The organism is Streptomyces sp. NPDC005492, from assembly GCF_040605995.1.
Lineage (GTDB): Bacteria > Actinomycetota > Actinomycetes > Streptomycetales > Streptomycetaceae > Streptomyces.
The window spans coordinates 117550-139597 of the sequence record NZ_JBEXDX010000005.1; the positions used below are offsets into that span (position 1 = coordinate 117550).

Consider the following 22048-nt stretch of genomic DNA (forward strand, 5'->3'; position numbering starts at 1 on the left):
CGAGAGTCACCACTCACCACGCCGGGCCAGACCACCGCGTACATCCCGTACGACGGGGGGAACGTGACGGCAGGGCGGTGGCCGGCGCCCAGACGGCCGCCACGCGGCCCAGCCGCCCAGCACCCACCCCCCCACGCGCGCCTACGACGCGCTCGCCTCCGCCGCCCCCACCCCCGGCTGCCTCCGCATCACATACGCCGCCCCCGCCCCCGCCCCGAACAGCGCCACCAACGACACCCCGGTCGACAGCCAGGTCGCGCCCAGCCACTGAGCCCCGAAGTAGCCGAGGGCCACGCTGTACGCGGCCCAGGACAGGCCCGCCAGGGCCGACCAGGGGAGGAAGTCGCGGGCGCGGCGGTGGGCGGCGCCCGCGCCGAGGGAGACGACCGAGCGGCCGGCCGGGGCGAAGCGGGCCAGGATGACCAGGGCTCCGCCGCCGCGGGCCAGGGCCTGGCCGAGACGTTCCTGCGCGGTGGTGAGGCGGCGCGAGCGGGAGATCGCGCGGTCCAGGCGCTCGCCGCCGCGCCAGGCCAGGCGGTACGCCACCAGGTCGCCCAGTACGGATGCGGTGGCGGCGGACGCGATCAGGGCCAGGGTGCTGGGGACCTCGTGCGGCACGGGAACGGCGTCGGCCGCCGCGCCGGTGCCCGCTGCCGCCGCCGTCGCGGCGGTGATGACCAGGACACCGCTCGGCAGAACCGGCAGGAACACATCAAGGAGCACCGACAGGGCGACCATGGCGTAGATCCATGGGCTGCCGGTCAGCGACCCCACACTCTCGAACAACACGACTCCCCGTGAACTCCCCCGTGGGCCAGACCGTGCCGCGGTGTCGCGGGGGAGCGGCAGGGGCGGCCAGTGACAGCCATACAGCGTACGCCCGGGTGGTGACAGGAGATTCACGGGGGGCGCGAGTGATCCGCACAGTCTGTTCACCCGACTGCCCCGTACCGGTGTGAGGAGCGGCACACGTCCTGGTGACGGTCCGCCTCATCATGCCCTCAGCGGGGTCCGTGGGATCAGCGGGGTGTCAGCGGGGACTCCTCCACCGTCTTCAACGTCCCGTCCGCCCGCGCCTGCTCCAGCCGCAGCCGGGCCGAACGGCCTTGCAGCGTAAGGGTCATGAGCTGGTTGCCGAACCAAGGGCCGCTCGTCTTGCGCCACTTGACCGAGAGCCGGGGGAGGCGGCCGTGTCGAGCGAGACGGCGGCCCAGCCCGCGCGCGATGGCGCTCCAGCCGAAGCGGAAGCCGAAGCGCATGTAGGCGGGGACGGAGTTGTGGACGGGGGAGCAAGTGAGCTGGAGGACACGGGAGTTCGGGGCGCCGGTCCGCCACTCGGGCTCCGCCGCATACGCGTGATGGACATCGCCCGATAGCACGAGCACCGACGCCGGCGCACGGTCCCCCGAGCCCACCTCGGCGATCAGGTCCGCGAGTTGCTCGAAGGACTCCAGGAACGCGGCCCAGTGCTCCAGGTCGGCGGCGCGGCGCAGCTTCTCCCCGAAGTCGGCCCAGCGGGCGCCCCGTTCGCCTCGGCACAGGGCCGCGTCCCAGGCTTCGGCGTCGTGTATGAGGTGGGGCAGCAGCCAGGGCAGCGAGGTGCCGATGAGGAGATGGTCGTAGGAACCGGGGTCTGCCAGCGCCTCCGTGCGCAGCCAGTCGGCCTCGCCGGGGTCGAGCATCGCGCGCCGCTGCTCGTCGAGGACTCGGGCCGCCCTGCTGTCCACCATCAGCAGCCGGACGCGTCCGAAATCGCGCCGGTAGCTCCAACGGACGGAGGCCGGGTCGACGTCGGCGCGGCAGGCGAAGGCGCGGAGCGCGTCGGTGCCGTCGGGGGCGTCGCGGACCGCCAAGTACAGCGGATCGGCGGCCAGTTCGGCGGGGGAGAGGTTGCCCAGGTGCTGGTGGACCCAGTACGACATGAGGCCGCTCAGCAGCCGCTCGCGCCACCACGGGGTGGCCCGCATGTCGGCCAGCCAGGCGGCGCTGGTGTTCCAGTCGTCGATGACGTCGTGGTCGTCGAAGATCATGCAACTCGGCACGGTGGACAGCAGCCAGCGGATCTCCGGGTCGAGCCAGGACTCGTAGTAGAGGTGCGTGTACTCCTCGTAGTCCGCGACCTCGCTGCCGGGCGGCTCGCTCAGGTCGCGGCGGGCGGAGAGCCAGCGGCGGGTCGCGTCGGAGACCTCGTCGGCGTACACCTGGTCGCCCAACAGGAGGAGTACGTCCGGCCGTTCGGACTCCGGGTCGCGCGCGATGCGCGAGGCCAGCGTGTCCAGGGCGTCCGGGCCCACCGGGTCGTGCTCGTCGGCGGCCGGCGCGGCCCAGCGGCAGGAGCCGAACACGACGCGGACGGTCCCGTCGGCGTCCGGTGTGTGGATCACCGAGGGCGGGAAGGGCGAGTCCGGCAGCGGCCACACCCGCTTGCCGTCCAGGAGGACGTCGTACGGCGTCGAAGTGCCGGGCGTGAGGCCCTCCACCGGCACCAACGCGTAGTGGTGGCCCGCGACCTGGAAGGTGCGGGCCGTGCCGCCGGCGCCGTCCGCGCAGCGCACCTCGGCGGTACACGGACGGCTCGCCTCGACCCAGACGGTCGCGGACGAGCCGTCGGCGTAGCGAAGCAGTGGGCCCAGGCGCAGTCCGGCCACGGTTGATCACTCTCCTCCGTCGCCCCGTACGGTACGGAACGACGGAGGTCAGTGACCAGGCCTGGCGCTGTGAGGAAGGATCAGCAACTGGCGAGGTAGTTCGTCAGCGCGGTCTTCTCGGCGGTGTCGACCGAGAGGTTGTAGTAGTACTTCACCTGCACCCAGGCGCGGACGTAGGTGCAGCGGTACGAGGTGAGGGACGGCATCCAGGTGGCCGGGTCCTGGTCGCCCTTGGACTGGTTGACGTTGTCCGTCACGGCGAGAAGCTGCGGGCGGGTCACGTCGTTGGCGAAGGCCTGGCGCTGGGCGGTGGTCCAGTTGCGGGCACCGGAGTCCCAGGCCTCGGCCAGCGGGACGAGGTGGTCGATGTCGACGTCGGAGGCGGCGGTCCAGGTGGCGCCGTCGTAGGGGGAGTACCAACTGCCGCTGGTGGAGACGCAGGCGGAGTCCGTGACGACGTTCGTACCGTCCCGCTTGAGGATGTACTCACGGGTGTTGCAGGTGCCGCTGATCGTGATCCAGGTGGGGAACAGGTCACGCTCGTAGCCGGTCCTGACCTCGGTCGCCACGGTGAGGGAGGCGAGGTAGGTGCGGGCGGTGGCGGCGCTGACGGGGGTGGGGAGGGCGGCGGAGGCGTTCGGGCCGTTGAAAAGGGCGACGGAGGCTATGAGTCCGGTGAACGCCGCGAGTATGCTCAGGCGTCGACGCGCGTAGACCCTCGAGAAGCGAGCCATGCGAACTCCCTTGTGGTGTGGGGGTGTTGGAGTGCGAGCCAACGAATGCTCGCGGTGCCGTGTTGCGGTGGGGTGTGCGTTCGGTAAGAAGTTAGTGACGTGTGCATGACAAGGCAATGCCCTGGCGTCAGGTACTGTGGACGGCGCAGAAGGGGAGTAGCTCTTCGCCGGACCGTCGACATACTGCTCAGCTCGTCTGAGCCGGCGCCCGGAGGACGACCTCGTGCAGGTCGGCCAGCGAGACCTTCGGCAACGCAGTGCACCATTCGTGTGTGCTGCCGTGCCGAGGTGTCCGCAGACGGTTTACACACTCTCGGTGGGGCAGCCCCGACCGATTGAGGAATTTTGATCAGCATCACCGTCACGGCGCTCGTCTTCGGCGTCGTCTTCCTTGCCGAACTCCCCGACAAGACCGCACTCGCCGGGCTCGTCCTCGGCACCCGTTACCGCGCCTCGTACGTCTTCGCCGGGGTCGCCGCCGCGTTCCTGCTCCATGTCGTGCTCGCGGTGGCGGCGGGCAGCGTGCTGACGCTGCTGCCGCAGCAGCTCGTGCACGCGATCACCGGTGTGCTCTTCCTGGGCGGTGCCGCCGTCCTCCTGATGAGGAAGGACGAGGAGGAGGAAGAGATCCGCAAGCCCGAGAACCAGTCCTTCTGGAAGGTCGCGGGCGCCGGGTTCATGCTCATCCTCGTCGCCGAGTTCGGGGACCTGACGCAGATCATGACGGCCAACCTGGCCGCGCGTTACGACGACCCGTTGTCCGTCGGGCTCGGCGCGGTGCTGGGACTCTGGGCGGTGGCTGGGCTGGGCATCGTGGGCGGAAAGGCGCTGATGAAGCGGGTGCCGCTGAAGCTGATCACGCAGGTGGCGGCGGTCTTGATGTTGGCGCTGGGCGCGTGGAGCCTGTGGGGGGCCGTGGCGGGCTGAGAGGCGGTGTGAGGGCCTCGCGAGCTGAACGGTGAGTGAACTGTTTCCGGGGGTGGTGGCGCGATGCCCCTCCGGTTTTGTACCGTGGAGAAACAAAGTGGCTCCCGTCCGTTTTCCCTGACCGGCGGACGGGGCCACCTTGTCCCCCTCACGCGTCTTGGAGCTTGCCGATGACGGCCACCACCGTGCTCACCGCCCGCGCCCTCCTGCTGGACATGGACGGCACCCTCGTCGACTCGCACGCCGTCGTCGAGCGGATCTGGCGGCGCTGGTCCGAGCGGCACGGGCTGGACGCGGACGAGGTCATGAAGGTCGTGCACGGCCGGCAGGGTTACGCGTCCATGGCGCTGCTGCTGCCCGGCCGCCCCATGGAGCAGAACCACGCCGACAACGCCCGCATGCTCGCCGAGGAGACCGCCGACGTCGAGGGCGTCGTCCCGATCCTGGGCGCGGCGGAGTTCCTCGCATCCCTGCGGGGGCTGCCGCACGCGCTCGTCACCTCGGCGGACGTCGCGCTGTCCACCGCGCGGATGGGCGCGGCGGGGCTGGAGTTGCCGGAGGTCCGCATCACCGCCGAGTCCGTCGGCGCCAGCAAGCCCGACCCCGAGGGCTTCCTCAAGGGCGCCGCCGAACTGGGCATCGCCCCCGCGGACTGCATCGTCTTCGAGGACTCCGGGGCGGGGATCGCGGCGGGGCGCGCCGCGGGGATGCGGGTGGTGGGGGTCGGGCCGCAGGCCGGGTTCCATCAGGCGGATGTGGTGGTGCGGGATCTGCGGGAGGTGCGGGTGGAGGCTGCGGGGGGCGGGGAGATTCGGGTGTGCGTGGGGTAGGGGGTTGGGGTGCTGCGGGGGAGGGGTGGGGGGCTGCGGGTGTGGAGTGTGCGGTGAGGGCCTAGGCCTACGGGTGTTGGCCCACGTGTGTTGCCCTACGCACGTGGGCACGCGTTCGTGGGCCTGTGGGTGTTGGCTTGCGGGTGTTGGCTCGCCTGTGTAGCCCACGCGTGCTGGTCGGCGCGTGGTGGCCCACGTGCGTTGGCTGATGCAGGGTGGCCCACGTCCGTTGGCCTACGCAGGGTGGCTCACGTGCGTTGGGCCTGCGCTTCTTGGCCCACACGGGTTGGCCCACACTTGTTTGCCCACCTGCGTTGGCCAACAACCGTCGGCCTTCCAACGCCGGCCCACGGGCCCGCCCTCACCGCCACCCCACCCTCACCACCAGACCATCCTCACCCCCACCCCGCCCTCACCCCACCCAGACCCCGCCTCAAGCCCCCGTACCCGTCTCCGAGTCGACCGCAGCCGCCCGCAACGCCGCCGCCACCCGCGCCACCGGCTCGGTCGGCGCCTCGGGGAGGCGGGCCAGGAGCAGGCGGCGTTGTTCCTGGGGGCCGCCGCGGACGGGGAGGATGCGGACGCCCTGTGGGGCGGCCGCAGCCAGCGACGCCGGTACCGTGGTCAAGCCGCAGCCCGCGGCGACCAGTTGGAGCTTGGCGAGCCAGTCGCGGGCGGTGTGGGCGATCTCCGGCCGTTCGTCCAGGCCGGGCCACACGCCCATCAGCCGGTCCTCGCCCGAAGACGAGCCCGCGATCCAGCGCTGTCCGCGCAGGTCGGCCACGTCGACGAAGTCGCCGCGGGCCAGCGGATGCGCCGCGGGCACCGCCAGGCACAGGGCGCGTTCGGTGAGGGTCCGCAGGACGAGCGGGGGTGACTCGTCGTCCGGCGGGCGGAACGGCGGCGCCGACGCGAGCAGGGCCAGATCGAGGCTGCCCGCCCGCAACGCGCGCGCCAGCGCGGGGGTGCCGCCTTCCCGGCCGACGACCCGGACGCCGGGATCCGTACGGCCGAGCGCGACCAGGGCGCGGGGCACCAGCACGGCGCCGGCGCTGGGCAGCCAGCCCAGCCGGACGATCCCGGCCTGCCCCGGCAGACCGGAGAGTTCGCGCGCGGTCGCGTCGATCTCGTCGAGCACGACCGCGGCGCGGCGCATGACCAGCCGGCCCGCCGCGGTGAGCCGTACGCCCTCGCGCCGCCGCTCGATCAGTTCGGCGCCCGCGGCCCGTTCGATCGCGGCGATCTGCCGGGAGACCGCCGACTGCGTGTAGCCGAGCGACGTGGCGGCCGCGGTGAAGGTCCCCTGCTCGGCGACGGCCCGGAAGACGCGCAACGCGGTGAGTGACACATCAGTGAAGTCCATGACGTTTACGCATACTAGCCGTGCCGAACTTTCGTTGGACTCATGGATGTGACGTTCCTAGCGTGGAACGCATGAACACCTCGCGCATCGCCCTCGTCACGGGCGCCAACCAAGGACTCGGCCGCGCTCTCGTCGAAGGGCTGGCGGCCCGTATGGGGCCGGAGGACCTGGTCCTGCTCACCGGACGCGACCATCAGCGGGTGACGAAGGCCGCCCACGAGGTCGCTCTGCTGCCCGGCACCCGGGCCCGCGTCGAGGGCCGCGTCCTCGATGTCACCGACGGCGACGCCGTCGCCCGACTGGCCGAGGACCTCCGCGTCCACCACGGAGGGGTCGATGTCGTCATCTCGAACGCGGTCGCCCGGCTGCTGCCCGAGGAGTCGCAGGCCGAGCGGGCCGACGAGTTCATCGACGTCTCCAACACCGCCACCCACTCGATCCTGCGCGCCTTCGGCCCCGTCCTGCGCCCGGGCGGCCGACTGCTCGTCGTGGCCAGCGGCCTGGGCACCCTCGGCCACCTCGACCCGCGTCTGCACCACCTCTTCGACGGCGCGACCCTCGACCAGGTCGAGTACGCCGTCGAGTCGTGGCGCGGTGCCATCCACCACCGCACCGCGCGGGAGGCGGGCTGGCCCGTCTGGCTGAACGTGCCCTCGAAGGTGGCCCAGGTCGCCGCCGTCCGCGCACTCGCCGCCGAGCGCCGCGAACACGACCTCGCCACCGGCACGCTGATCGCGTCCGTGTGCCCCGGCATGGTCGACACCGCCACCTCGCGCCCCTGGTTCAGCGACTTCAGCCAGGCACAGTCACCCGCCCAGGCCGCCGAAGCCGTACTCGACCTGGTCTTCTCCGACCACGTCGATCCCGCCCTCTACGGCGAACTGGTCCGCTTCGGCAAGGCCCTGGACTGGTACGAGGGCACGCCCCCGGTGGAGCAGGACCGCCTGGTCACCCCCTGAACACACGCGCCGCCGACGCACTCGATCCCCGTACACGGCAAGGAAGTTCACGCATGAGCACCGCCCGCATCACCACCCCCTTCGGCTTCTCCAGCACAGCCGCCGAAGTGGCGGCAGGCATCGATCTCACCGGCCGCCAGGCAGTCGTCACCGGCGCCTCCTCCGGCCTCGGCGCCGAGACCGCCCGCGCCCTGGCCGGGACCGGCGCGGGCGTCACCCTCGCCGTCCGCGACCTGGCTGCGGGCGAACGGGTCGCCAAGGACATCACCGCGTCGACCGGCAACCAGGATGTGCGGGTCGCGCGGCTCGACCTCACCGACCTCGGATCCGTCGCCGCCTTCGCCGCCGAGTGGCAGGGCCCGCTGCACGTGCTGGTGAACAACGCGGGCGTCATGGCCTGCCCCGAGCGGTACACGGAGCAGGGCCGGGAGTGGCAGTTCGCGACCAATCACCTGGGCCACTTCGCCCTCGCCATCGGACTGCGCGACGCGCTCGCCGCCGACGGCAACGCCCGTGTCGTCGTGGTGAGTTCGACCGGCCACCAGCAGTCGCCCGTCGTGTGGGACGACGTCGACTTCGCCTTCCGCCCCTACGACCCGTGGCTGGCCTACGGGCAGTCCAAGACCGCGAGCGTCCTCTTCGCGGTGGAGGCGACCCGCCGCTGGGCCGACGACAACATCACCGCCAACTCCCTGATGCCCGGCGCCATTTACACCAACCTCCAGCGCCACACCGGCGGCCGGGGCAGTGGCCGGGTGCCCGCCGAGCTGATCAAGAGCGTCGAGCAGGGCGCCGCGACCTCGGTCCTCCTCGCCACCTCACCCCTCCTCGAAGGCGTGGGCGGTCGGTACTTCGTCGACTGTGACGAGACCGAGGTCCTCGACCGGCGCTCCGGCACCCTGCACGGCGTCGCCCGCTACGCCGTCGACCCCGACAACGCCCGGCGCCTGTGGGACCTGTCGCAGGACCTGCTGGCCCAGGCGAAGTCCTCGTAGTCCGCAGCGGGACCGGCACCTTCAAACGCCGCCCGGCGAGCGCGGCGTCAGGGCGTCACGGCTGGGTCGTCTCCGACTCCAGCTTCGTCCGGGTCGCCGCCCCGTACACCCCCAGCGTGTCGGACTGGATGCCGCGGGACCACTGGTAGTTCTTCAGGGCGCTCTCCGTCGGATCGTCGAAGGTGCCCGTGGCGGTGCCCGTGTAGAGGTACACCTGGGCCAGCCGGAGCTGGAGTTCGGTGACCTCCGTGCCTTTGTCGCCGGGCCGCAGGACCGGGGCGGCGCTGCTGCCGGCACGGCGGCCGGTACCGGCGCTCGCGGTGGCGCTGGCCGTGGCCGTCTGGGTCGGGCTGGGGTTCGCGGACCTCGACGCCGTGGCGGACGGGGTCGACGAGGGCGAGGAGGACGGGCTCGCGCTGAGGGACGGGGCCGGGGACGCCGATGTCGGCCGCGCGGACGTGGAGCCGCTCGTGGACGGTGTCACCGGCGCTGTGCTCGCCGTAGCGGACGGAAGGCCGGGCCGTACGTCCTGAGCGCCCGCGTCGTCCCGCGACGGTGTCTCGTACGAAAACAGGCCGCTCGCGAAACCCGCCGCCGCGACCACCGCGACCACGGTCCCCGCGGCGGCGAGGAGCACGGTACGGCGACGGCTGCGCGGGGAGTCGGCGTCCGTGGGCGGTGCCGGGGTGCCCCCGCCGTCCTCGAACAGGCTCAGGTCGGCGGTCCGCAGCGCGGGGAGGATCGACGTATCGGCCGCCGTGGGCGGCACCGCTCGCAGCGGCATCGTCTCCTCGACCGCCGGTAAAGGCTGGGTCTCGCCCTCCGGCGACTCGCGTGCGTTGCCGTCCAGCTCCACATACGGCCTGATCCGCAGCGGGTCGAAGTCCTCCGCCGCTGCCGCCTCCGCCGTGCGCGCGTCACGCAGCGCTTCGGACGCCCGTTCGGTGCAGGAGCAGGACGGGGAGCCGTCGGCTGCCCTGGGTGCCCCGCACTGCGGGCATATGTGGCCCTTCGCCTCGTTCACGTGTTCGTCCCTCCCCGTCGGACTCCAGAGGTTATGCGGATCTCCTTCACACCGTCTCCTCCGACCCCCGGAATGACAGCTTCCATTCGGACTCGACAGGCCGTAACCGGACACACCGATCACCATGGGGTGTGTAACGAGAGCCTCGGGAGGTCTTCATGGCTGGCGATGCGCACGGTATGCCAGGGAATGTGCACGACGCGCAGCCACCGCAGGAACCCCCGCGGCGGGGTGACGCCGCCCAGGAACACGTGTCGGGCAGCGTCCTCGTCTCCATCGGGGCGCTGCTCCTCGGGCTGCTGCTGGCCGCCCTCGACCAGACCATCGTGTCGACCGCGCTGCCGACGATCGTCAGTGACCTCGGCGGGCTGGAACACCTGTCATGGGTGGTCACCGCGTATCTGCTGGCCTCCACCGCCGCGACCCCGCTGTGGGGCAAGCTGGGCGACCAGTACGGGCGGAAGCGGCTGTTCCAGATCGCGATCGTGATCTTCCTGATCGGATCGGCGCTCTGCGGTATGGCGCAGAACATGCCCCAGTTGATCGCCTTCCGGGCCCTCCAGGGCCTGGGCGGCGGCGGGCTGATCGTGCTGTCGATGGCGATCGTCGGTGACGTCGTCTCGCCGCGTGAACGCGGGCGCTACCAGGGGCTGTTCGGCGCCGTCTTCGGCGCGACCAGTGTCCTCGGACCGCTCCTCGGCGGACTGTTCACCGAGCATCTGAGCTGGCGCTGGGTCTTCTACATCAACCTCCCGGTCGGTGTCGTCGCCCTCGCCGTCATCGCGACCGCCCTGCACATCCCGCGCAGGTCGACCCACCACGTGATCGACTACCTGGGCACCTTCCTCATCGCCGCCGTCGCGACCTGCCTCGTGCTCGTCGCCTCACTCGGCGGCACCACCTGGGGCTGGGGCTCGCCGCAGATCATCGGGCTCGCGGTGCTCGGCGCGGTCCTGATCGTGGCGTTCGTGGCCGTGGAGCGGCGGGCCGCCGAGCCCGTCCTCCCGCTCAAGCTGTTCCGCGTCCGCACCTTCACGCTCGCCGCCGTCATCAGCTTCATCGTCGGCTTCGCGATGTTCGGCGCGATGACCTATCTGCCGACCTTCCTCCAGGTCGTCCAGGGCATCTCGCCCACCATGTCCGGTGTGCACATGCTGCCGATGGTGTTCGGCATGCTGCTGTCGTCCACGGCATCCGGCCAGATCGTCAGCCGCACCGGCCGCTGGAAGGTGTTCCCCATCGCGGGCACCGGTGTCACCGCCCTCGGCCTGCTGCTGCTCCACCAGCTCGACGAGGGCAGCTCCACCGGCGAGATGAGCGCGTACTTCTTCGTCTTCGGTCTCGGACTCGGCCTGGTCATGCAGGTGTTGGTGCTCATCGTGCAGAACGCCGTCTCGTACGAGGACCTCGGCGTCGCCACCTCAGGCGCGACCTTCTTCCGGTCCATCGGCGCCTCGTTCGGTGTCGCCATCTTCGGCACGATCTTCGCGAGCCGCCTCGGCGACAAACTCACCGACGCCCTCCAGGGCACCACGCTCCCGCCCGGCGTCACCCCGGACGGCCTGGAGTCCGACCCGCGCGGCATCTCCCAACTCCCGTCCGGCGTACGCCCGGAGGCCCTGCACGCCTACGCCTCGTCGATCACGGACGTCTTCCTCTACGCCGCGCCCGTCGCCCTCGTCGGCTTCGCCCTGGCGTGGTTCCTCAAGGAGGACAGGCTGCGCGGCTCGGTCACCGCGCCGGACCTCACCGAGACCCTCGCCAGCAACCCGGTCCAGCGCTCCTCCTACGACGAGGTGTGCCGCGCGCTGTCCGTGCTCGGCACCCGCGAGGGCCGCCGCGAGATCTACCGGACCATCACGGCCAAGGCGGGCTACGACCTTGAGCCGGCGGCGAGTTGGCTGCTGCTGCGGATCAAGCGGGACGGCTGGGCGGAGCCGGGTGTGCTCGCCGAACGCAGCTCCGTGCCGCTGCCCGCCATCCTCGCCGCCGTCCGCCAGATCGAGGGCCGCCGACTGGCCGTACGTACCGGTCTCGACCTCCAACTGACCGACGAGGGACGGGAGGTGGCCGAGCGACTGGCGAAGGCCCGGGAGGAGTCCCTCGCGGAGACCCTCGGCGACTGGTGGGGCCCGGACCGGCCCACCGACCTGATCCAACTGGTGAAGGAACTCAACGGCGAGCTGTGCGGCTCGGACCAGGAGCAGCCGCATGACGGCACGGCGGAGACGCTCGGTTGAGGTCAGCCGAGTTTCTTGCGGAACCAGTGTTCCGCGTACGGGTCGGTGTTGTACCGCTCGGTCTCCTCGTAGCCGAGCCGCGCGTACAGGGCACGGGCCTCCACCAGGTCGTGCCGGGTGTCGAGGATCATCGCCTCGGCCCCGAGCTCGCGGGCGGCCTCCTCGGCGGCTCCCACCAGCCTCGGAGCGCCGCCCCGGCCGCGCGTCCCCTCGTGGAGGAAGACCCTCTTCAGCTCGGCGGTCCTCGCGTCGAGCAGCCGTACACCCGCGGTGCCGACCGGTTCCCCGCCGTACCGGGCGACCAGCAACTGCCCCTGTGGCGGGGCGAGTTCGGACCAGGTGTGGGCGACGATCTCCCGCTCCAGTTCGGCGGGGTCCGTCCGGCGGTCCTCATGCAGGAGGTACCAGCGGTCGCTGACCTCGGTGTAGTACGCCCGCCAGAGCGCGGCGGCGACGGGGGAGTCGAAGGGTTCCGGGGCGATCGTCCAGGTCATACCGGCATTGTCATGAGCCGGAGGGGATCCGGCGCAACCGAATATGGGTCACCCCGGGAGAGTCCAGCACCTGTGTCTTGTCCCACTCGATGTGCGCGTCCCCCACGTTGTCGAACAGCCGCCGCCCACCGCACACGAGCACCGGTACGACATGCAGCAGCAGTTCGTCGAGCCATCCGGCGCGGATGAACTGCTGGACCAGGTCGGCGCCGCCGGCCAGCGAGACGTCCTTGCCGGCGGCGGCCTCGCGGGCGAGTTCCAGTGCGCGTCCCGGTCCCTCGGTCACGAAGTGGTAGGTGGTCCCGCCCTCCTTCACCACCGACGGGCGCGGCTGGTGGGTGACGACGAACACGGGCGCGTGGAACGGCGGTTCGTCGCCCCAGGGGATCTCCCCGGTGATGAACATGCCGTGCCCCATGACCACCGCGCCCGGCCGTTCGGTCCACTCGGCGATCAGCGTGTCGTCCGGCCCCTCCGTGCCCCCCTCCATCCCCTGCATCCGCCGGAAGCTCCGCAGCCCGAACACCCACGAGTGCAGCCGCTCCCCACCGATCCCGAGCGGATGCTCCCGCCCCGACTCCGGCCCGGCGATGTACCCGTCCAGCGACATGGCCAGCCGTGCGATGACCTCACCCATGACAGCCTCCCGATCCATTTCGTGATCCATTCGGTGATCCCTTGCACCTGTGCGTCGATCGGGGCGCCGCCGGATCGACACATCGGCCCCGTGAATTCAGATGTTCTCCGGAGACCGGGTGTCATGAACCGCACCGACCGGCTGTACGCCCTGGTGGAGGAGCTGGGTCGGGGGTGCCGGTGTACGCGGAGCCGGGCCGCGGCGGGGGATACGTCCTCGACCGGCGGCGCACGCCGCTGACCGTCACCCCGGCCGAGGCGACGGCGCCGGCGGTCGGGCTGCACGCGCTCGCGGGCACACCGTTCGCGGCCGACGCCCGCAGCGCCCTGCACAAGGTGCTCGCGGTGATGCCGGAGCGGGCGGCCGCCGCCGAGATGGTCGCACTGGTACCTGGCGGGCGGGGGCCGGCTCGGCGAGGCGCCGCGTGGCTTCCGGCTGGACCGGATCCGGTCCGTCGAGGCACTCGACGAACGGGTTCCGTCGCGACCCGTCGAATCGCGTACGCGTTGGAGGCAGGAGCCCACTCCTGACGCGAGACGAAAGGCGGCACCCCATGACCACGACCACCCCCCTCCCCCCGACGCCCGTCGACACCGGCGTGGGCAAGATCGCCTCCCGCTGGTAGGTCACGCGTGCCGACGGCTCCCAGAAGAGCGGTATCGATCTCTTCGAGGTCGTGGACGGCCGGATCGCGACCGTGTGGTCGGTCACCGGGGCGTGGCGCTTCGGCGCGTGACGGCAGCCGTTTGAAGGGTGCCTTCGGGGCAACCCGATACGGGAAGCGACCGACTACGAGAGCCGGTCGGCCAAGAACCCGGAAGGCACTCATGTCCACAGGCGTGATCATCGTTTTGATCGTGATCGTGGTCGGCGTGGTCGCTGCCGCGGCGGCCCTGGCGCTGCGTGCCCGAGGCGCGACCGGCGGCTCGGGTCTGAAGCGCCGCTTCGGGCCCGAGTACGACCGGGCCGTGGCCCGGCACGACGGCGACGCGAAGGCCGCCGAGCGGGAGCTCGGCGAGCGCGTCCAGCAGCACGGTTCGCTCCAGGAAAAGCCGCTCGAGCCCGCGGCCCGTGAGCAGTACCAGGCCCGCTGGGCGGCTGCCCAGGAACTCTTCGTCGACTCGCCCCGCCAGGCCATGGCCGACGTCGACCAACTGCTCGGCGAGGTGGCAGGCGCCCGGGGCTTCCCCGACGTCGCCGAGTACGAGAAGCAGTTCGACGCACTGTCCGTGCACCACGCGCACCACGTCCACGGCTACCGGCGTGTGCACCACGTCGTCCACACGCGCACCGACAGCGCCCAGGAGAGCCAGGCCGGCACCGAGGAGATGCGTGAGGCCATGCTCGAGGCCCGTGCCCTCTTCGACGACCTGATGAGCGCGGACAACGGCGGTGGCGGCGGCCATGGGCGCACCGGACGCCACGCGTTCGGCTCATTCAACAGGCAAGCACTGAAGGGAAGTTGAGCCGCATGACCGATGTGACACGATCCGACGGCGACACCGGCGACGAGCGCGGGCGCACCGACGCCACGGGCCTCACCGGCGCCGAGCGCCGCGAGAACGCTACGGGCACCACGGGTACGGGTACGGGTACCGACCGGAGGGACCCGACGAGGACGACCGCCGCCGGGCAGCCGGACCCCACGAGGACCGGCGACCGGCGGGAGGCCACGAAGGCGACCCCGCTGCCGCGCGAGACCGACCGAGAGACGGACAAGGCCGCACCGCGCGAGACGGCGTCGCGTGAGCGCGACCTGCGCGAGGAGACGGCCGGAGGCGAGCAGCGGTCGGCACGGTCGGCCGTACACGCCCCCGAGCCCGCTCCCACGTCCGCCACCGGCCGCGACCGCGACCAGCGGCTCGACCGGCCGGACACCGGCAACGGCAGCCTGCTGCCGCACGACGAGAGCGACAAGTTCAACCTGCGGCTGCAGCACGCCGTGACCGGGTTCGTCGACGAACCCCGGTCCGCCGTGGAGGAAGCCGATCACGTACTGGAGGAGGTGGCCGCCCGCTTCACGGAGGCCGTCACCAAGCGCCGCGCCACCCTGCACGGCTCCTGGGAGACCAAGGGCTCCGAGGACACCGAGCAGCTCCGCCTGGCGCTGCGCGACTACCGCGAGCTGACGGAGCGGCTTCTACATCTGTGACCCGCGGGCATCATCGACCGCCCGGCGCTCCCGCCACTGGCGTGCGACGTCTTCCACGTCGTACGGCTTCATACCCAGCGGGGGGCCGGGCGGCGGCTTGAACATCATGTCGCGGATCTTCACGTTGACTTCGGTGATGATCTGCCGTGCGATCCGCTCCGAAGGGGCCGAGTACGCCGCAGCGAGGGCGTCCTCGGCCTCCTTGCGCAGGGCCAGCGTCGGCGGCAGCACGGAGATGCCCTCGCGGGCCATCTTCTGCTTGATCCACCACAGTTCGTCGTACGTCGTGTCGGAACCGGAGGGCAATGGCTTTCCCGCGCCCGGGAGTTGATCGAACTCGCCGGCTCGCTCCGCGTCACGGATCTGCTTGTCGACCCAGGACTCGAAGGACACACCCGGTGGCTTTCGCTCGGTCATGACTCCATTGTGCCGGACGCGGCAGGGCCGGGCGATTTATCATGCGCCCGCTGCTGTAAGGACACTTCAAGGGGAGCGCACGTGCTCGAACTCACCATGGCCACGGTCTCCGGGACGGACGCGGGCGCGACCGCCGGGATGCTGATGGCCGACTCGCCCAGCGACCCGGGCGCGGTGCTGCGGGTGGGCCGGGACGAGACGGTGTGCCGGCTGGTGACACCGGACGACTGGCTGTTCATCTCGCGGGTCCATCTGGAGTTCCTGTGCGGACCCGAGGGCACCTGGCAGGTGAACTGGCTGCGCGGCTCCCAGCTCGACCCCTCCTCCGAAGTCCGGCTGATCGTCGGCGAGTACGCCCAGACCGTCGCCTACGGCGGGAGCGTGCCCCTGCCCCGGGGCGGCAGCGGCGAGATCGTCATCCAGGACCGCACCGGGCCACGCAGCGTCAACGTCGGCTTCTATCACGAGAGTTGACAAGCCCTAGACGGATCAGTCGAGCACCCGGGCCAGCGCGAACCCGTCGTAGCCCTTCCTGCCGACCGTCTGGATCGCCGTGCCGGACAGGCGCGCGTGGGAGCCGATCAGCTCGATCGCGGTCCGCGTGCCGCGCACGTCCGGCGAGGTGTTGTCCGGGTCGGCGACCCGGCCGCCGCGGACCACGTTGTCGATGATGATCAGGCTGCCGGGGCGGGTGAGCTTGAGGGCCCACTCCACGTAGTTCGGGTTGTTGTCCTTGTCCGCGTCGATGAAGACCAGGTCGAAGGGGGCCTGGTCCTCGTCGGCCAGCTCGGCCAGCGTCTCCAGGGCCGTGCCCACCCGCACCTCGACGATCTTGTCGAGGCCCGCGCGGGCGAGGTTGCGGGTGGCGACCTCGGCGTGCTTCGCGCTGTACTCCAGGGTGACCAGCCGGCCGTCGGCGGGCAGCGCGCGGGCCATCCAGATCGTGCTGTAGCCGCCGAGCGTGCCGATCTCCAGGATGCGGGAGGCGCCCTGGATCAGGGCGAGGAGATGGAGCAGCTTGCCCGCGGCGCCGGAGACCGAGATCCCGGGCAGCCCGGCCGCCTCACTGTCCCGCAGGGCCGCCGCCAGCACCTCGTCGTCCGGGGCGAGGTGGCCGGTGAAGTAGTCGTCGACGTCGTCCCACACCTGTGACTGGCTCATTGGCTGTGCCTTCCGTCTTTCCACGCGTCTTTCCGCTGACGATCACTTCCTACCCAAGTACCCGCCGGATCGCCACGGGGATATTTGCTGTGCCCAGGCAACCCGGGGCCGACTATCGTCATCCGGACAAAAGGAGGGCGGACGTCAGGTGAAGAGGGGGTTGCCTGCGTCTCTCCCGCCGGGGGTGCGAACCTCATAGGGTTCGCAGAGGGACAGCCGCGCGTGTGACGCGTGGGACGAGCGGGGCGGGAGGCCTACGAGGCGTGGCGAACGTGGAGCACAGCGGGCGACCGGCGAGAGCCGCGGGAGCGTACGGGCCGAGTGCCGCCGGGACGGCCAGGGCACGTCTGCGCGCGGCGCGGCTGGCCCTGTGGCTGGTCGCCGCGGTCCTCGCCGTACGGCAGGTGGCCGTGGTCCTCAGCACCCCGCGCGGGGACCGCCTGACCGACCTGGAGACCTGGGTCGGCCCGAACGGCGTCCTGCATGTGAAGGGCTCGCTGTACGACTCGACGCAGTTCACCGGCACCCCCTTCGCCGGGCTCGTCCTCAAGCCCCTCACCCGGGCGGCCGAGCAGGCCCTCGGCTGGGGCTGGACCTTCGGCACCCTGCTGCTGGTCGTGGCACTCGGCCTGGTCGTCTCCCGGGCCCTGCCGCAGCCCGTCACCCGCCGTGCCTCGCTGCTCGCCGCACCCGTCGCGATCAGCCTGCTCATGCTGTCGCTTCCGGTGCGCAACACGCTCTGGCTCGGCCAGACCAGCATCATCCCGGTCCTGCTCGTGCTGCTCGCCTGCTTCACGGTGCGCGGCGAGCGGGCCAGCGGCGTACTGATCGGCCTCGCCGCCGCGCTCCAGCCCACCGTGCTGCTGTTCGCGCCGCTGCTGTGGTTCACCGACCGCCGCCGGGCCGCCGTCACCTCCGCGCTGACGTTCGCCACGAGCGTCGTGATCGCGTGGGCGGCGATGCCGCACGACTCGTACACGTACTGGGTGCACCACATGGCCGGGGTCGGCCTCGGCGGCAATGCGGACGCCCTGGGCAACCAGTCCCTGCACGGCGCGCTGCTGCGGCTCGACCTGACCGGCCCGCTGGAGATCGGTGTCTTCCTCGCGCTCGGCGCCGCCGTCACGTACCTGGGCCTGCGCCGGGCCGTGCGGTACGCGCGCGACGGACAACTGCTGCTCGCGGTCGCGGTCACCGGCTGCGCGGCGATCGCCGTGTCGCCGACGACCTGGCAGCACCAACTGCTGTGGGTGCTGCTCGCGGTGGTCGGCCGGGTCGGCAAGCGGGCCTCGGACCGCTTCGTGTGGCCGGTCGCGGTGGTCCTCGTGGTCACGCTGCCCGCGAAGATGATGCTGCCGAACATGCCAGCCCTCTACCCGCTGCGTGACAACGTCGTCCTGCTCATGGCGCTCGCCGCCGCGACCGCCGTGCCGTTCCTGTCCCGCACGTCGGAGTACTACCGGCGGCCGATCCCCACGGAGTACGCCGAGCCGGTCCCGACCCGCTGGAAGCACGTCCCGCTGCTCCCGCACCTGCGCCGGGTCCTGACCCGCCCGAACCTCCTCCTCGAACTCCTCCTGATCCGGGTCACCTACGCCGCCTACCAGCAGGTCCGCCTCGCCGCGACGGGCGGCACCAACGCGGGCGGCCGGGCCACGGCCGAGCACCACGGCCACGAGATCCTCTCGATCGAGCGCTTCCTGCACATCGACATCGAGCACGCGGTCAACCACTGGGTCGTGAAGGTCGACTTCCTCAAGGACTTCTTCAACTTCTACTACGAGTCCTTCCACTTCGTGGTCCCGCTGGCGGTCATGGCCGTCCTCTACTGGCGCCGCCCTGTCGACTACCGCTGGGCCCGCTCCGCCCTCGGCTTCGCCACCCTCCTCGCCCTGATCGGCTTCTGGCTCTACCCGCTGGCCCCGCCACGCCTGCTGCCCGGCCTCGGCATCATCGACACGGTCCACGGCGTCCAGGACTTCTCCAAGCCGGACTACGGCACCCTCACCGCCCTCACCAACCAGTACGCGGCGATGCCGTCCCTGCACTTCGGCTGGTCCCTGTGGTGCGGCGTCGTCATCGTGGCCCTCGCCCCCAAGTGGTGGATGAAGGCACTGGGCCTCCTGCACCCGTTCTTCACCGTCACGGCGATCGTCGCGACCGGCAACCACTGGGTGCTGGACGCGGTCGGCGGCGGGGCGGTGGTCGCGGCGGGCTTCGGCCTGGCGTACGTCTTCCAGGGGCCGCGGGCGCGCTCACTGACGAAACCGGCCACGGAGATCGACACCGGTTCGGTACCGGCGACGGGCGAACGCGTCCGCGCCGACGCCGCCGATGCCGTGTCGCGCGCGGTCACCGGGGACGGGCGAGCCGCTCCTTGAGGCGGGCATGGCGGAACTGGTAGACGGGGCCCGTCGCGCGCAGGAGGTTGCGGCGGCGGGCGTCTTCCAGGAAGGCGATCAGGCGGAGCGGGGTGCCTTCCTCGACCCGGAGCTGCGCCGAGGTGAAGGCGGCGGCCACGGCGAGGTTGCTGGCGGGGCCCGTCATGATGGCGGTCGGCAGGCCAGCTCCTACCGCCGCTGTCACGGCGAGCCCGGGGCCCAGCCACCAGGCCACCAACGGGGCGATGAACAGGGCCGCCGCGAGCCCGGTCAGCAGCCCGAGAAACAGACGTAGTCCCATGTGGTGGCGCCACACATCGCGCGGACCGATCGACCGGGTGTCCGCCACCGGAGGACGGTTGTGGAACTGCCGCACCGAGTCGTACCAGGATCCCGCTCCGATGGACAGGAAGGGGGTACCGGCGACGATCCCGTGACCGCGGCCCGTGACCAGTACACCGGTGAATCCCAGGGGCAGCGTGGTGAGGAAGCAGAGCCACACCGGAAGCGTGTCGCCGGGCAGGTACGACGCGGTCACACTCGCCAAGGCGGCCGTCACCAGCCACTCGACGATCCCCGACACGATCGCCCCGCGGCTGAAGATGTCGCGCCACCCGGCACTGGACAGCGGCTGCGGATCGTTGAGATCCGCGAAGCGGCCACCGGCCGCCCAGCCGCCCAGGCACGCGCTGGGAAGGCCGAACACCCAGGCCAAGGCGGAGTGGGTCATCGTCCACACCAGCAGCGCGAGGGGAAGCCCGCCCACCAGCATGACCAGGATCTGCATGGCGAGCCTTCTCGGGCGGGGCCGCGTCCAGCTGGGGAGGTGCCACCAGCGCAGGTCGTGGATGCCCTGCCCGGTGAGCTGCCGCGCGATGTACCGCAGCGTCCGCTCGGCGGTCTCGGGGGACCAGCCGGGGCGCGGATGTCCGTCCCTCGGCGTGTACGCGGCGGTGACCGCGCGGTCGAGGAGGTGGTCCTGGAAGGCCTCGGGGGTGGGGAGGGCGAGGAGTTCGTCGGGCGGGCCGTCGTCGGCGTAGCCGTCGAGCAGCAGGGTGGTCGCCAGCGGGTTGTCGAGGGCTCGGGCCACGACGCTCTCGGGGTCGTGCCGGAGACGTTCGGTCAGCGCCCGCCAGGCGGGCGAGGGCGGACTGGGCAGGGAGTTGAGAAGGTACTCCGCGGCATCCTCGGGACACACCGGCTGGATCTCCAGGATCACGGCACCGCCGAGCCGGGTCCGCTTCGCCGTGAGTACGGCTTCCAGGGCCCGGGAGAGCAGCACGATCCGGAAGGGGGCCAGCTCCAGCGCGCTCACCATGGCCCCCCGTAACTTGTTGCCGTCCACCTCGTCGAAGCCGTCCAGGAACAGCGCGACCCGGCCCTCTTCCACCAGCCTCCGGGCCCGCGCGCGTCCGCCGCGGCCCGCGAACAGGGTGTATTCGCGGGACAGCCGGCCGGCCGCCCAGTCCACCGCCTTCTCCCGCTTCGGGTCCCAGCCGTCGAGCGACAGCAGGACCGGGACGGGGATGAGGGCGCGGTCCGCGGGGGTGGCGGTCCTGCGATGTTCGAGGGCGTCGAGGAGCAGCAGCACCCCGGCGGACGTCTTGCCCGCCGGGGTGCTGCCGACGAGTTGGAGGCGCCCGGAGGCCAGGCCACCGTAGACCTCGTACAACTGGTCGAGCGCGCCGCCCGCGTGCAGGCTTTCGCGGGTGACGGGCCGCAGTCCCGGCAGTGGGGTGAACCGGGTGCGTGTCCCCTCGGCGGTCGCGGCGGCAATCCGGCTCGCCACCACCTTGCGTTCGGTCAACCGCCAGCGCAGCGGCAGCGGAGGGGGCTCCAGCAGGCGCCGCAGCGCGGCCTCCTCCAGCCACTGGACGTGCACCGCGCGAGCCAGTTCGTCGGCCTCCACGTCGACCGGTGAACTGGCCGCGGTTTGGTAGTAGTTGCTCTGGTGGTAGTTGTACTGGACGCTACCGGTGCCGGTCTGGATGGCGACGGGACCGTTGAAGGTGTTGCCGGACACCTGGCTGTTCATTCGGTCACCCCGAAGTGGTTCTCCTGACGGCTGTGGTTCCCCGTCTGGAAGGCCACCGGCCCGTTGAAGGTGTTGCCGGACCCGGCACCTCCCGAGGTGCCGGGTCCGCCGCCGAACTCCCGCTCCAGGGCGTGCAGTTCGAGGAGAGCGTCCGCCCGTTCCCGCTCGCCCAGAAGCTCAAGCAGCGACGTGAGCTCCCCCTGCCAGGAACGTTGGTGGTCCGCCCGCAGCCGCTCCCGCTCCTCCTGGCCGACTGCCGCGGACAGCACGGTGGCCGTCCGGTCCAGGCGGTGGAGCGCGTCGTTCTCGCGCGCCGGGTCGCCGCGGCCGATGAGCCGCGCGCCGCGACTCCGCAGCAGCACCCAGAAGTCGGTGCCCACGGCCTGTACCACGGCCGTCCCACCGGCCGCCGCACCAGCCGTCATGATCTCGCTCAGCACTCGCGTCGCCTCCTCGAAACCGGCAGCCGTTCGGCGCCGGGCGTCCACTGTGGGGCAACTCGGGTGATGCTGTGACGATTTCGTGGAAAATCGGGTGATGGCACCTCAGGTGATGGTCTGGTGCCCGCACTCGAACCACACCGTCTTTCCACCCCCCGCCGTCCGCGTCACCCCCCACTTGTCGGTCACCGCGTCCAAGAGCACGAGCCCCCGCCCGTTCTCCGACTCGGTGTCCAACTCCGCGTGCAGGTCCGGGAGTTCTGAGGACCCGTCGCTCACCTCGACCCGCATGCCGGTCGGCAGTCGCAGCAACAGCAGTGCGCAGCGCCGGTCCGGGACATGCCGTACGACGTTGGCGAGCAGCTCCGTCATGGCCAGTTCGACGGCGTCCGACAGCTCCGGCATGCCCCACTCCAGCAGGAACGAGCGGACGATACGGCGGATGTGCCGGGCCGAGTGCTCACCCACGGTGAGGCGCATGACGTACCGCTGGCGGTGGGGAACGGCCAGCATGGGAGGGGGAATTGGTTGGTTCACGCTACGAGCCTGATGTCTCGCCGCTACCCTCGGCAACTGTGTGAATACAACCCGTTCGCGGGTGGACAGGTCGG

Annotated in this window: 23 protein-coding genes; 11 read left to right on the forward strand and 12 right to left on the reverse strand. The window is 71.4% G+C overall.

Annotated elements, in window-relative coordinates:
• Positions 1-141: 141 nt before the first annotated feature.
• From ABZT04_RS09415 to ABZT04_RS09425, 3 genes are all read right to left on the reverse strand, one after another.
• Positions 142-786 (reverse strand): VTT domain-containing protein, encoded by a 645-nt coding sequence (locus ABZT04_RS09415; RefSeq protein ID WP_356054780.1) that lies wholly within the window; start codon positions 784-786, stop codon positions 142-144.
• Positions 787-1019: 233 nt separating this feature from the next.
• Positions 1020-2648, reverse strand: coding sequence for an alkaline phosphatase D family protein (locus tag ABZT04_RS09420; RefSeq protein ID WP_356054781.1), 1629 nt, complete (start codon positions 2646-2648; stop codon positions 1020-1022).
• An 80-nt stretch (positions 2649-2728) separates the two neighbouring features.
• Positions 2729-3382 (reverse strand): HNH endonuclease family protein, encoded by a 654-nt coding sequence (locus ABZT04_RS09425; RefSeq protein ID WP_356054782.1) that lies wholly within the window; start codon positions 3380-3382, stop codon positions 2729-2731.
• A 345-nt stretch (positions 3383-3727) separates the two neighbouring features.
• Between ABZT04_RS09425 and ABZT04_RS09430 the strand changes: the two genes are divergently transcribed.
• Together ABZT04_RS09430 and ABZT04_RS09435 are read left to right on the forward strand one after the other, a co-directional pair.
• Positions 3728-4309, forward strand: coding sequence for a TMEM165/GDT1 family protein (locus ABZT04_RS09430; protein ID WP_356054783.1), 582 nt, complete (start codon positions 3728-3730; stop codon positions 4307-4309).
• Positions 4310-4479: 170 nt separating this feature from the next.
• Positions 4480-5139 (forward strand): HAD-IA family hydrolase, encoded by a 660-nt coding sequence (locus ABZT04_RS09435; RefSeq protein ID WP_356054784.1) that lies wholly within the window; start codon positions 4480-4482, stop codon positions 5137-5139.
• A gap of 433 nt (positions 5140-5572) precedes the next feature.
• Here the strand turns inward: ABZT04_RS09435 and ABZT04_RS09440 are convergent, their stop codons facing one another.
• Positions 5573-6502, reverse strand: a complete 930-nt coding sequence (locus tag ABZT04_RS09440; RefSeq protein WP_356054785.1) for a LysR family transcriptional regulator — start codon at positions 6500-6502, stop codon at positions 5573-5575.
• A gap of 71 nt (positions 6503-6573) precedes the next feature.
• Here ABZT04_RS09440 and ABZT04_RS09445 point away from each other — a divergent pair, with 71 nt between their 5' ends.
• On the forward strand, positions 6574-7461 hold the full coding sequence (locus ABZT04_RS09445; RefSeq protein ID WP_356054786.1) for an SDR family NAD(P)-dependent oxidoreductase: 888 nt from the start codon (positions 6574-6576) through the stop codon (positions 7459-7461).
• Between the two features lie 53 nt (positions 7462-7514).
• Entirely contained in the window at positions 7515-8456 is a 942-nt protein-coding gene (locus ABZT04_RS09450; RefSeq protein ID WP_356054787.1) for an SDR family NAD(P)-dependent oxidoreductase, read from the forward strand.
• A gap of 55 nt (positions 8457-8511) precedes the next feature.
• Here ABZT04_RS09450 and ABZT04_RS09455 read toward each other — a convergent pair whose 3' ends face one another.
• Entirely contained in the window at positions 8512-9480 is a 969-nt protein-coding gene (locus ABZT04_RS09455; protein ID WP_356054789.1) for a peptidoglycan-binding domain-containing protein, read from the reverse strand.
• A 158-nt stretch (positions 9481-9638) separates the two neighbouring features.
• Between ABZT04_RS09455 and ABZT04_RS09460 the strand changes: the two genes are divergently transcribed.
• Complete coding sequence (locus ABZT04_RS09460) at positions 9639-11720, forward strand: MDR family MFS transporter (protein WP_356054790.1); 2082 nt, start codon at positions 9639-9641, stop codon at positions 11718-11720.
• A 2-nt stretch (positions 11721-11722) separates the two neighbouring features.
• Here the strand turns inward: ABZT04_RS09460 and ABZT04_RS09465 are convergent, their stop codons facing one another.
• The gene (locus tag ABZT04_RS09465) at positions 11723-12214 is read right to left on the reverse strand and encodes a GNAT family N-acetyltransferase (protein ID WP_356054791.1); all 492 of its coding nucleotides are present in this window, start codon (positions 12212-12214) and stop codon (positions 11723-11725) included.
• A gap of 10 nt (positions 12215-12224) precedes the next feature.
• Positions 12225-12851 carry a dihydrofolate reductase family protein gene (locus ABZT04_RS09470; RefSeq protein WP_356054792.1) on the reverse strand — a complete coding sequence of 209 codons (627 nt, stop codon included), beginning with the start codon at positions 12849-12851 and terminating at the stop codon, positions 12225-12227.
• Positions 12852-13024: 173 nt separating this feature from the next.
• Here ABZT04_RS09470 and ABZT04_RS09475 point away from each other — a divergent pair, with 173 nt between their 5' ends.
• The 4 genes from ABZT04_RS09475 (at position 13025) to ABZT04_RS09490 (ending at position 15003) form a co-directional block, all read left to right on the forward strand.
• Positions 13025-13381, forward strand: coding sequence for a hypothetical protein (locus ABZT04_RS09475; protein ID WP_356054793.1), 357 nt, complete (start codon positions 13025-13027; stop codon positions 13379-13381).
• Positions 13287-13601, forward strand: coding sequence for a hypothetical protein (locus ABZT04_RS09480; protein WP_356055160.1), 315 nt, complete (start codon positions 13287-13289; stop codon positions 13599-13601). The genes ABZT04_RS09475 and ABZT04_RS09480 overlap by 95 nt, the downstream gene beginning before the upstream one ends.
• A gap of 77 nt (positions 13602-13678) precedes the next feature.
• Complete coding sequence (locus tag ABZT04_RS09485) at positions 13679-14317, forward strand: hypothetical protein (protein ID WP_356054794.1); 639 nt, start codon at positions 13679-13681, stop codon at positions 14315-14317.
• A 5-nt stretch (positions 14318-14322) separates the two neighbouring features.
• Positions 14323-15003 carry a hypothetical protein gene (locus tag ABZT04_RS09490; RefSeq protein WP_356054796.1) on the forward strand — a complete coding sequence of 227 codons (681 nt, stop codon included), beginning with the start codon at positions 14323-14325 and terminating at the stop codon, positions 15001-15003.
• Here the strand turns inward: ABZT04_RS09490 and ABZT04_RS09495 are convergent.
• The gene (locus ABZT04_RS09495) at positions 14992-15420 is read right to left on the reverse strand and encodes a DUF1992 domain-containing protein (RefSeq protein WP_356054798.1); all 429 of its coding nucleotides are present in this window, start codon (positions 15418-15420) and stop codon (positions 14992-14994) included. The two genes, ABZT04_RS09490 and ABZT04_RS09495, sit on opposite strands and share 12 nt — an antisense overlap.
• Before the next feature lie 81 nt (positions 15421-15501).
• Between ABZT04_RS09495 and ABZT04_RS09500 the strand changes: the two genes are divergently transcribed.
• Complete coding sequence (locus ABZT04_RS09500; protein WP_355917204.1) at positions 15502-15894, forward strand: hypothetical protein; 393 nt, start codon at positions 15502-15504, stop codon at positions 15892-15894.
• Positions 15895-15909: 15 nt separating this feature from the next.
• On the opposite strand, the gene ABZT04_RS09505 is transcribed toward ABZT04_RS09500, so the two are convergent.
• Positions 15910-16581 carry an O-methyltransferase gene (locus ABZT04_RS09505; protein WP_356054800.1) on the reverse strand — a complete coding sequence of 224 codons (672 nt, stop codon included), beginning with the start codon at positions 16579-16581 and terminating at the stop codon, positions 15910-15912.
• 263 nt (positions 16582-16844) lie between these two features.
• Here ABZT04_RS09505 and ABZT04_RS09510 point away from each other — a divergent pair, with 263 nt between their 5' ends.
• Complete coding sequence (locus tag ABZT04_RS09510; protein WP_356054802.1) at positions 16845-18962, forward strand: bifunctional glycosyltransferase 87/phosphatase PAP2 family protein; 2118 nt, start codon at positions 16845-16847, stop codon at positions 18960-18962.
• Here ABZT04_RS09510 and ABZT04_RS09515 read toward each other — a convergent pair.
• From ABZT04_RS09515 to ABZT04_RS09525, 3 genes are all read right to left on the reverse strand, one after another.
• Complete coding sequence (locus ABZT04_RS09515) at positions 18934-20997, reverse strand: hypothetical protein (protein ID WP_356054804.1); 2064 nt, start codon at positions 20995-20997, stop codon at positions 18934-18936. The genes ABZT04_RS09510 and ABZT04_RS09515 overlap by 29 nt on opposite strands.
• Positions 20994-21437, reverse strand: a complete 444-nt coding sequence (locus ABZT04_RS09520; RefSeq protein WP_356054806.1) for a hypothetical protein — start codon at positions 21435-21437, stop codon at positions 20994-20996. Before ABZT04_RS09520 ends, ABZT04_RS09515 begins: the two co-directional genes overlap by 4 nt.
• 105 nt (positions 21438-21542) lie before the next feature.
• Positions 21543-21950 (reverse strand): ATP-binding protein, encoded by a 408-nt coding sequence (locus ABZT04_RS09525; RefSeq protein WP_356054808.1) that lies wholly within the window; start codon positions 21948-21950, stop codon positions 21543-21545.
• Between the last annotated feature and the right edge of the window lie 98 nt (positions 21951-22048).

Bases quoted from the DNA above. Each gene is read 5' to 3' on its own strand.
- ABZT04_RS09425 (WP_356054782.1), bottom strand. From the start codon at position 3,382: ATGGCTCGCTTCTCGAGGGTCTACGCGCGTCGACGCCTGAGCATACTC.
- ABZT04_RS09505 (WP_356054800.1), bottom strand. From the start codon at position 16,581: ATGAGCCAGTCACAGGTGTGGGACGACGTCGACGACTACTTCACCGGC.
- ABZT04_RS09490 (WP_356054796.1), top strand. From the start codon at position 14,323: ATGACCGATGTGACACGATCCGACGGCGACACCGGCGACGAGCGCGGG.
- ABZT04_RS09460 (WP_356054790.1), top strand. From the start codon at position 9,639: ATGGCTGGCGATGCGCACGGTATGCCAGGGAATGTGCACGACGCGCAG.
- ABZT04_RS09445 (WP_356054786.1), top strand. From the start codon at position 6,574: ATGAACACCTCGCGCATCGCCCTCGTCACGGGCGCCAACCAAGGACTC.
- ABZT04_RS09470 (WP_356054792.1), bottom strand. From the start codon at position 12,851: ATGGGTGAGGTCATCGCACGGCTGGCCATGTCGCTGGACGGGTACATC.
- ABZT04_RS09440 (WP_356054785.1), bottom strand. From the start codon at position 6,502: ATGGACTTCACTGATGTGTCACTCACCGCGTTGCGCGTCTTCCGGGCC.
- ABZT04_RS09435 (WP_356054784.1), top strand. From the start codon at position 4,480: ATGACGGCCACCACCGTGCTCACCGCCCGCGCCCTCCTGCTGGACATG.
- ABZT04_RS09525 (WP_356054808.1), bottom strand. From the start codon at position 21,950: ATGCTGGCCGTTCCCCACCGCCAGCGGTACGTCATGCGCCTCACCGTG.
- ABZT04_RS09450 (WP_356054787.1), top strand. From the start codon at position 7,515: ATGAGCACCGCCCGCATCACCACCCCCTTCGGCTTCTCCAGCACAGCC.
- ABZT04_RS09485 (WP_356054794.1), top strand. From the start codon at position 13,679: ATGTCCACAGGCGTGATCATCGTTTTGATCGTGATCGTGGTCGGCGTG.
- ABZT04_RS09515 (WP_356054804.1), bottom strand. From the start codon at position 20,997: ATGAACAGCCAGGTGTCCGGCAACACCTTCAACGGTCCCGTCGCCATC.
- ABZT04_RS09465 (WP_356054791.1), bottom strand. From the start codon at position 12,214: ATGACCTGGACGATCGCCCCGGAACCCTTCGACTCCCCCGTCGCCGCC.
- ABZT04_RS09495 (WP_356054798.1), bottom strand. From the start codon at position 15,420: ATGACCGAGCGAAAGCCACCGGGTGTGTCCTTCGAGTCCTGGGTCGAC.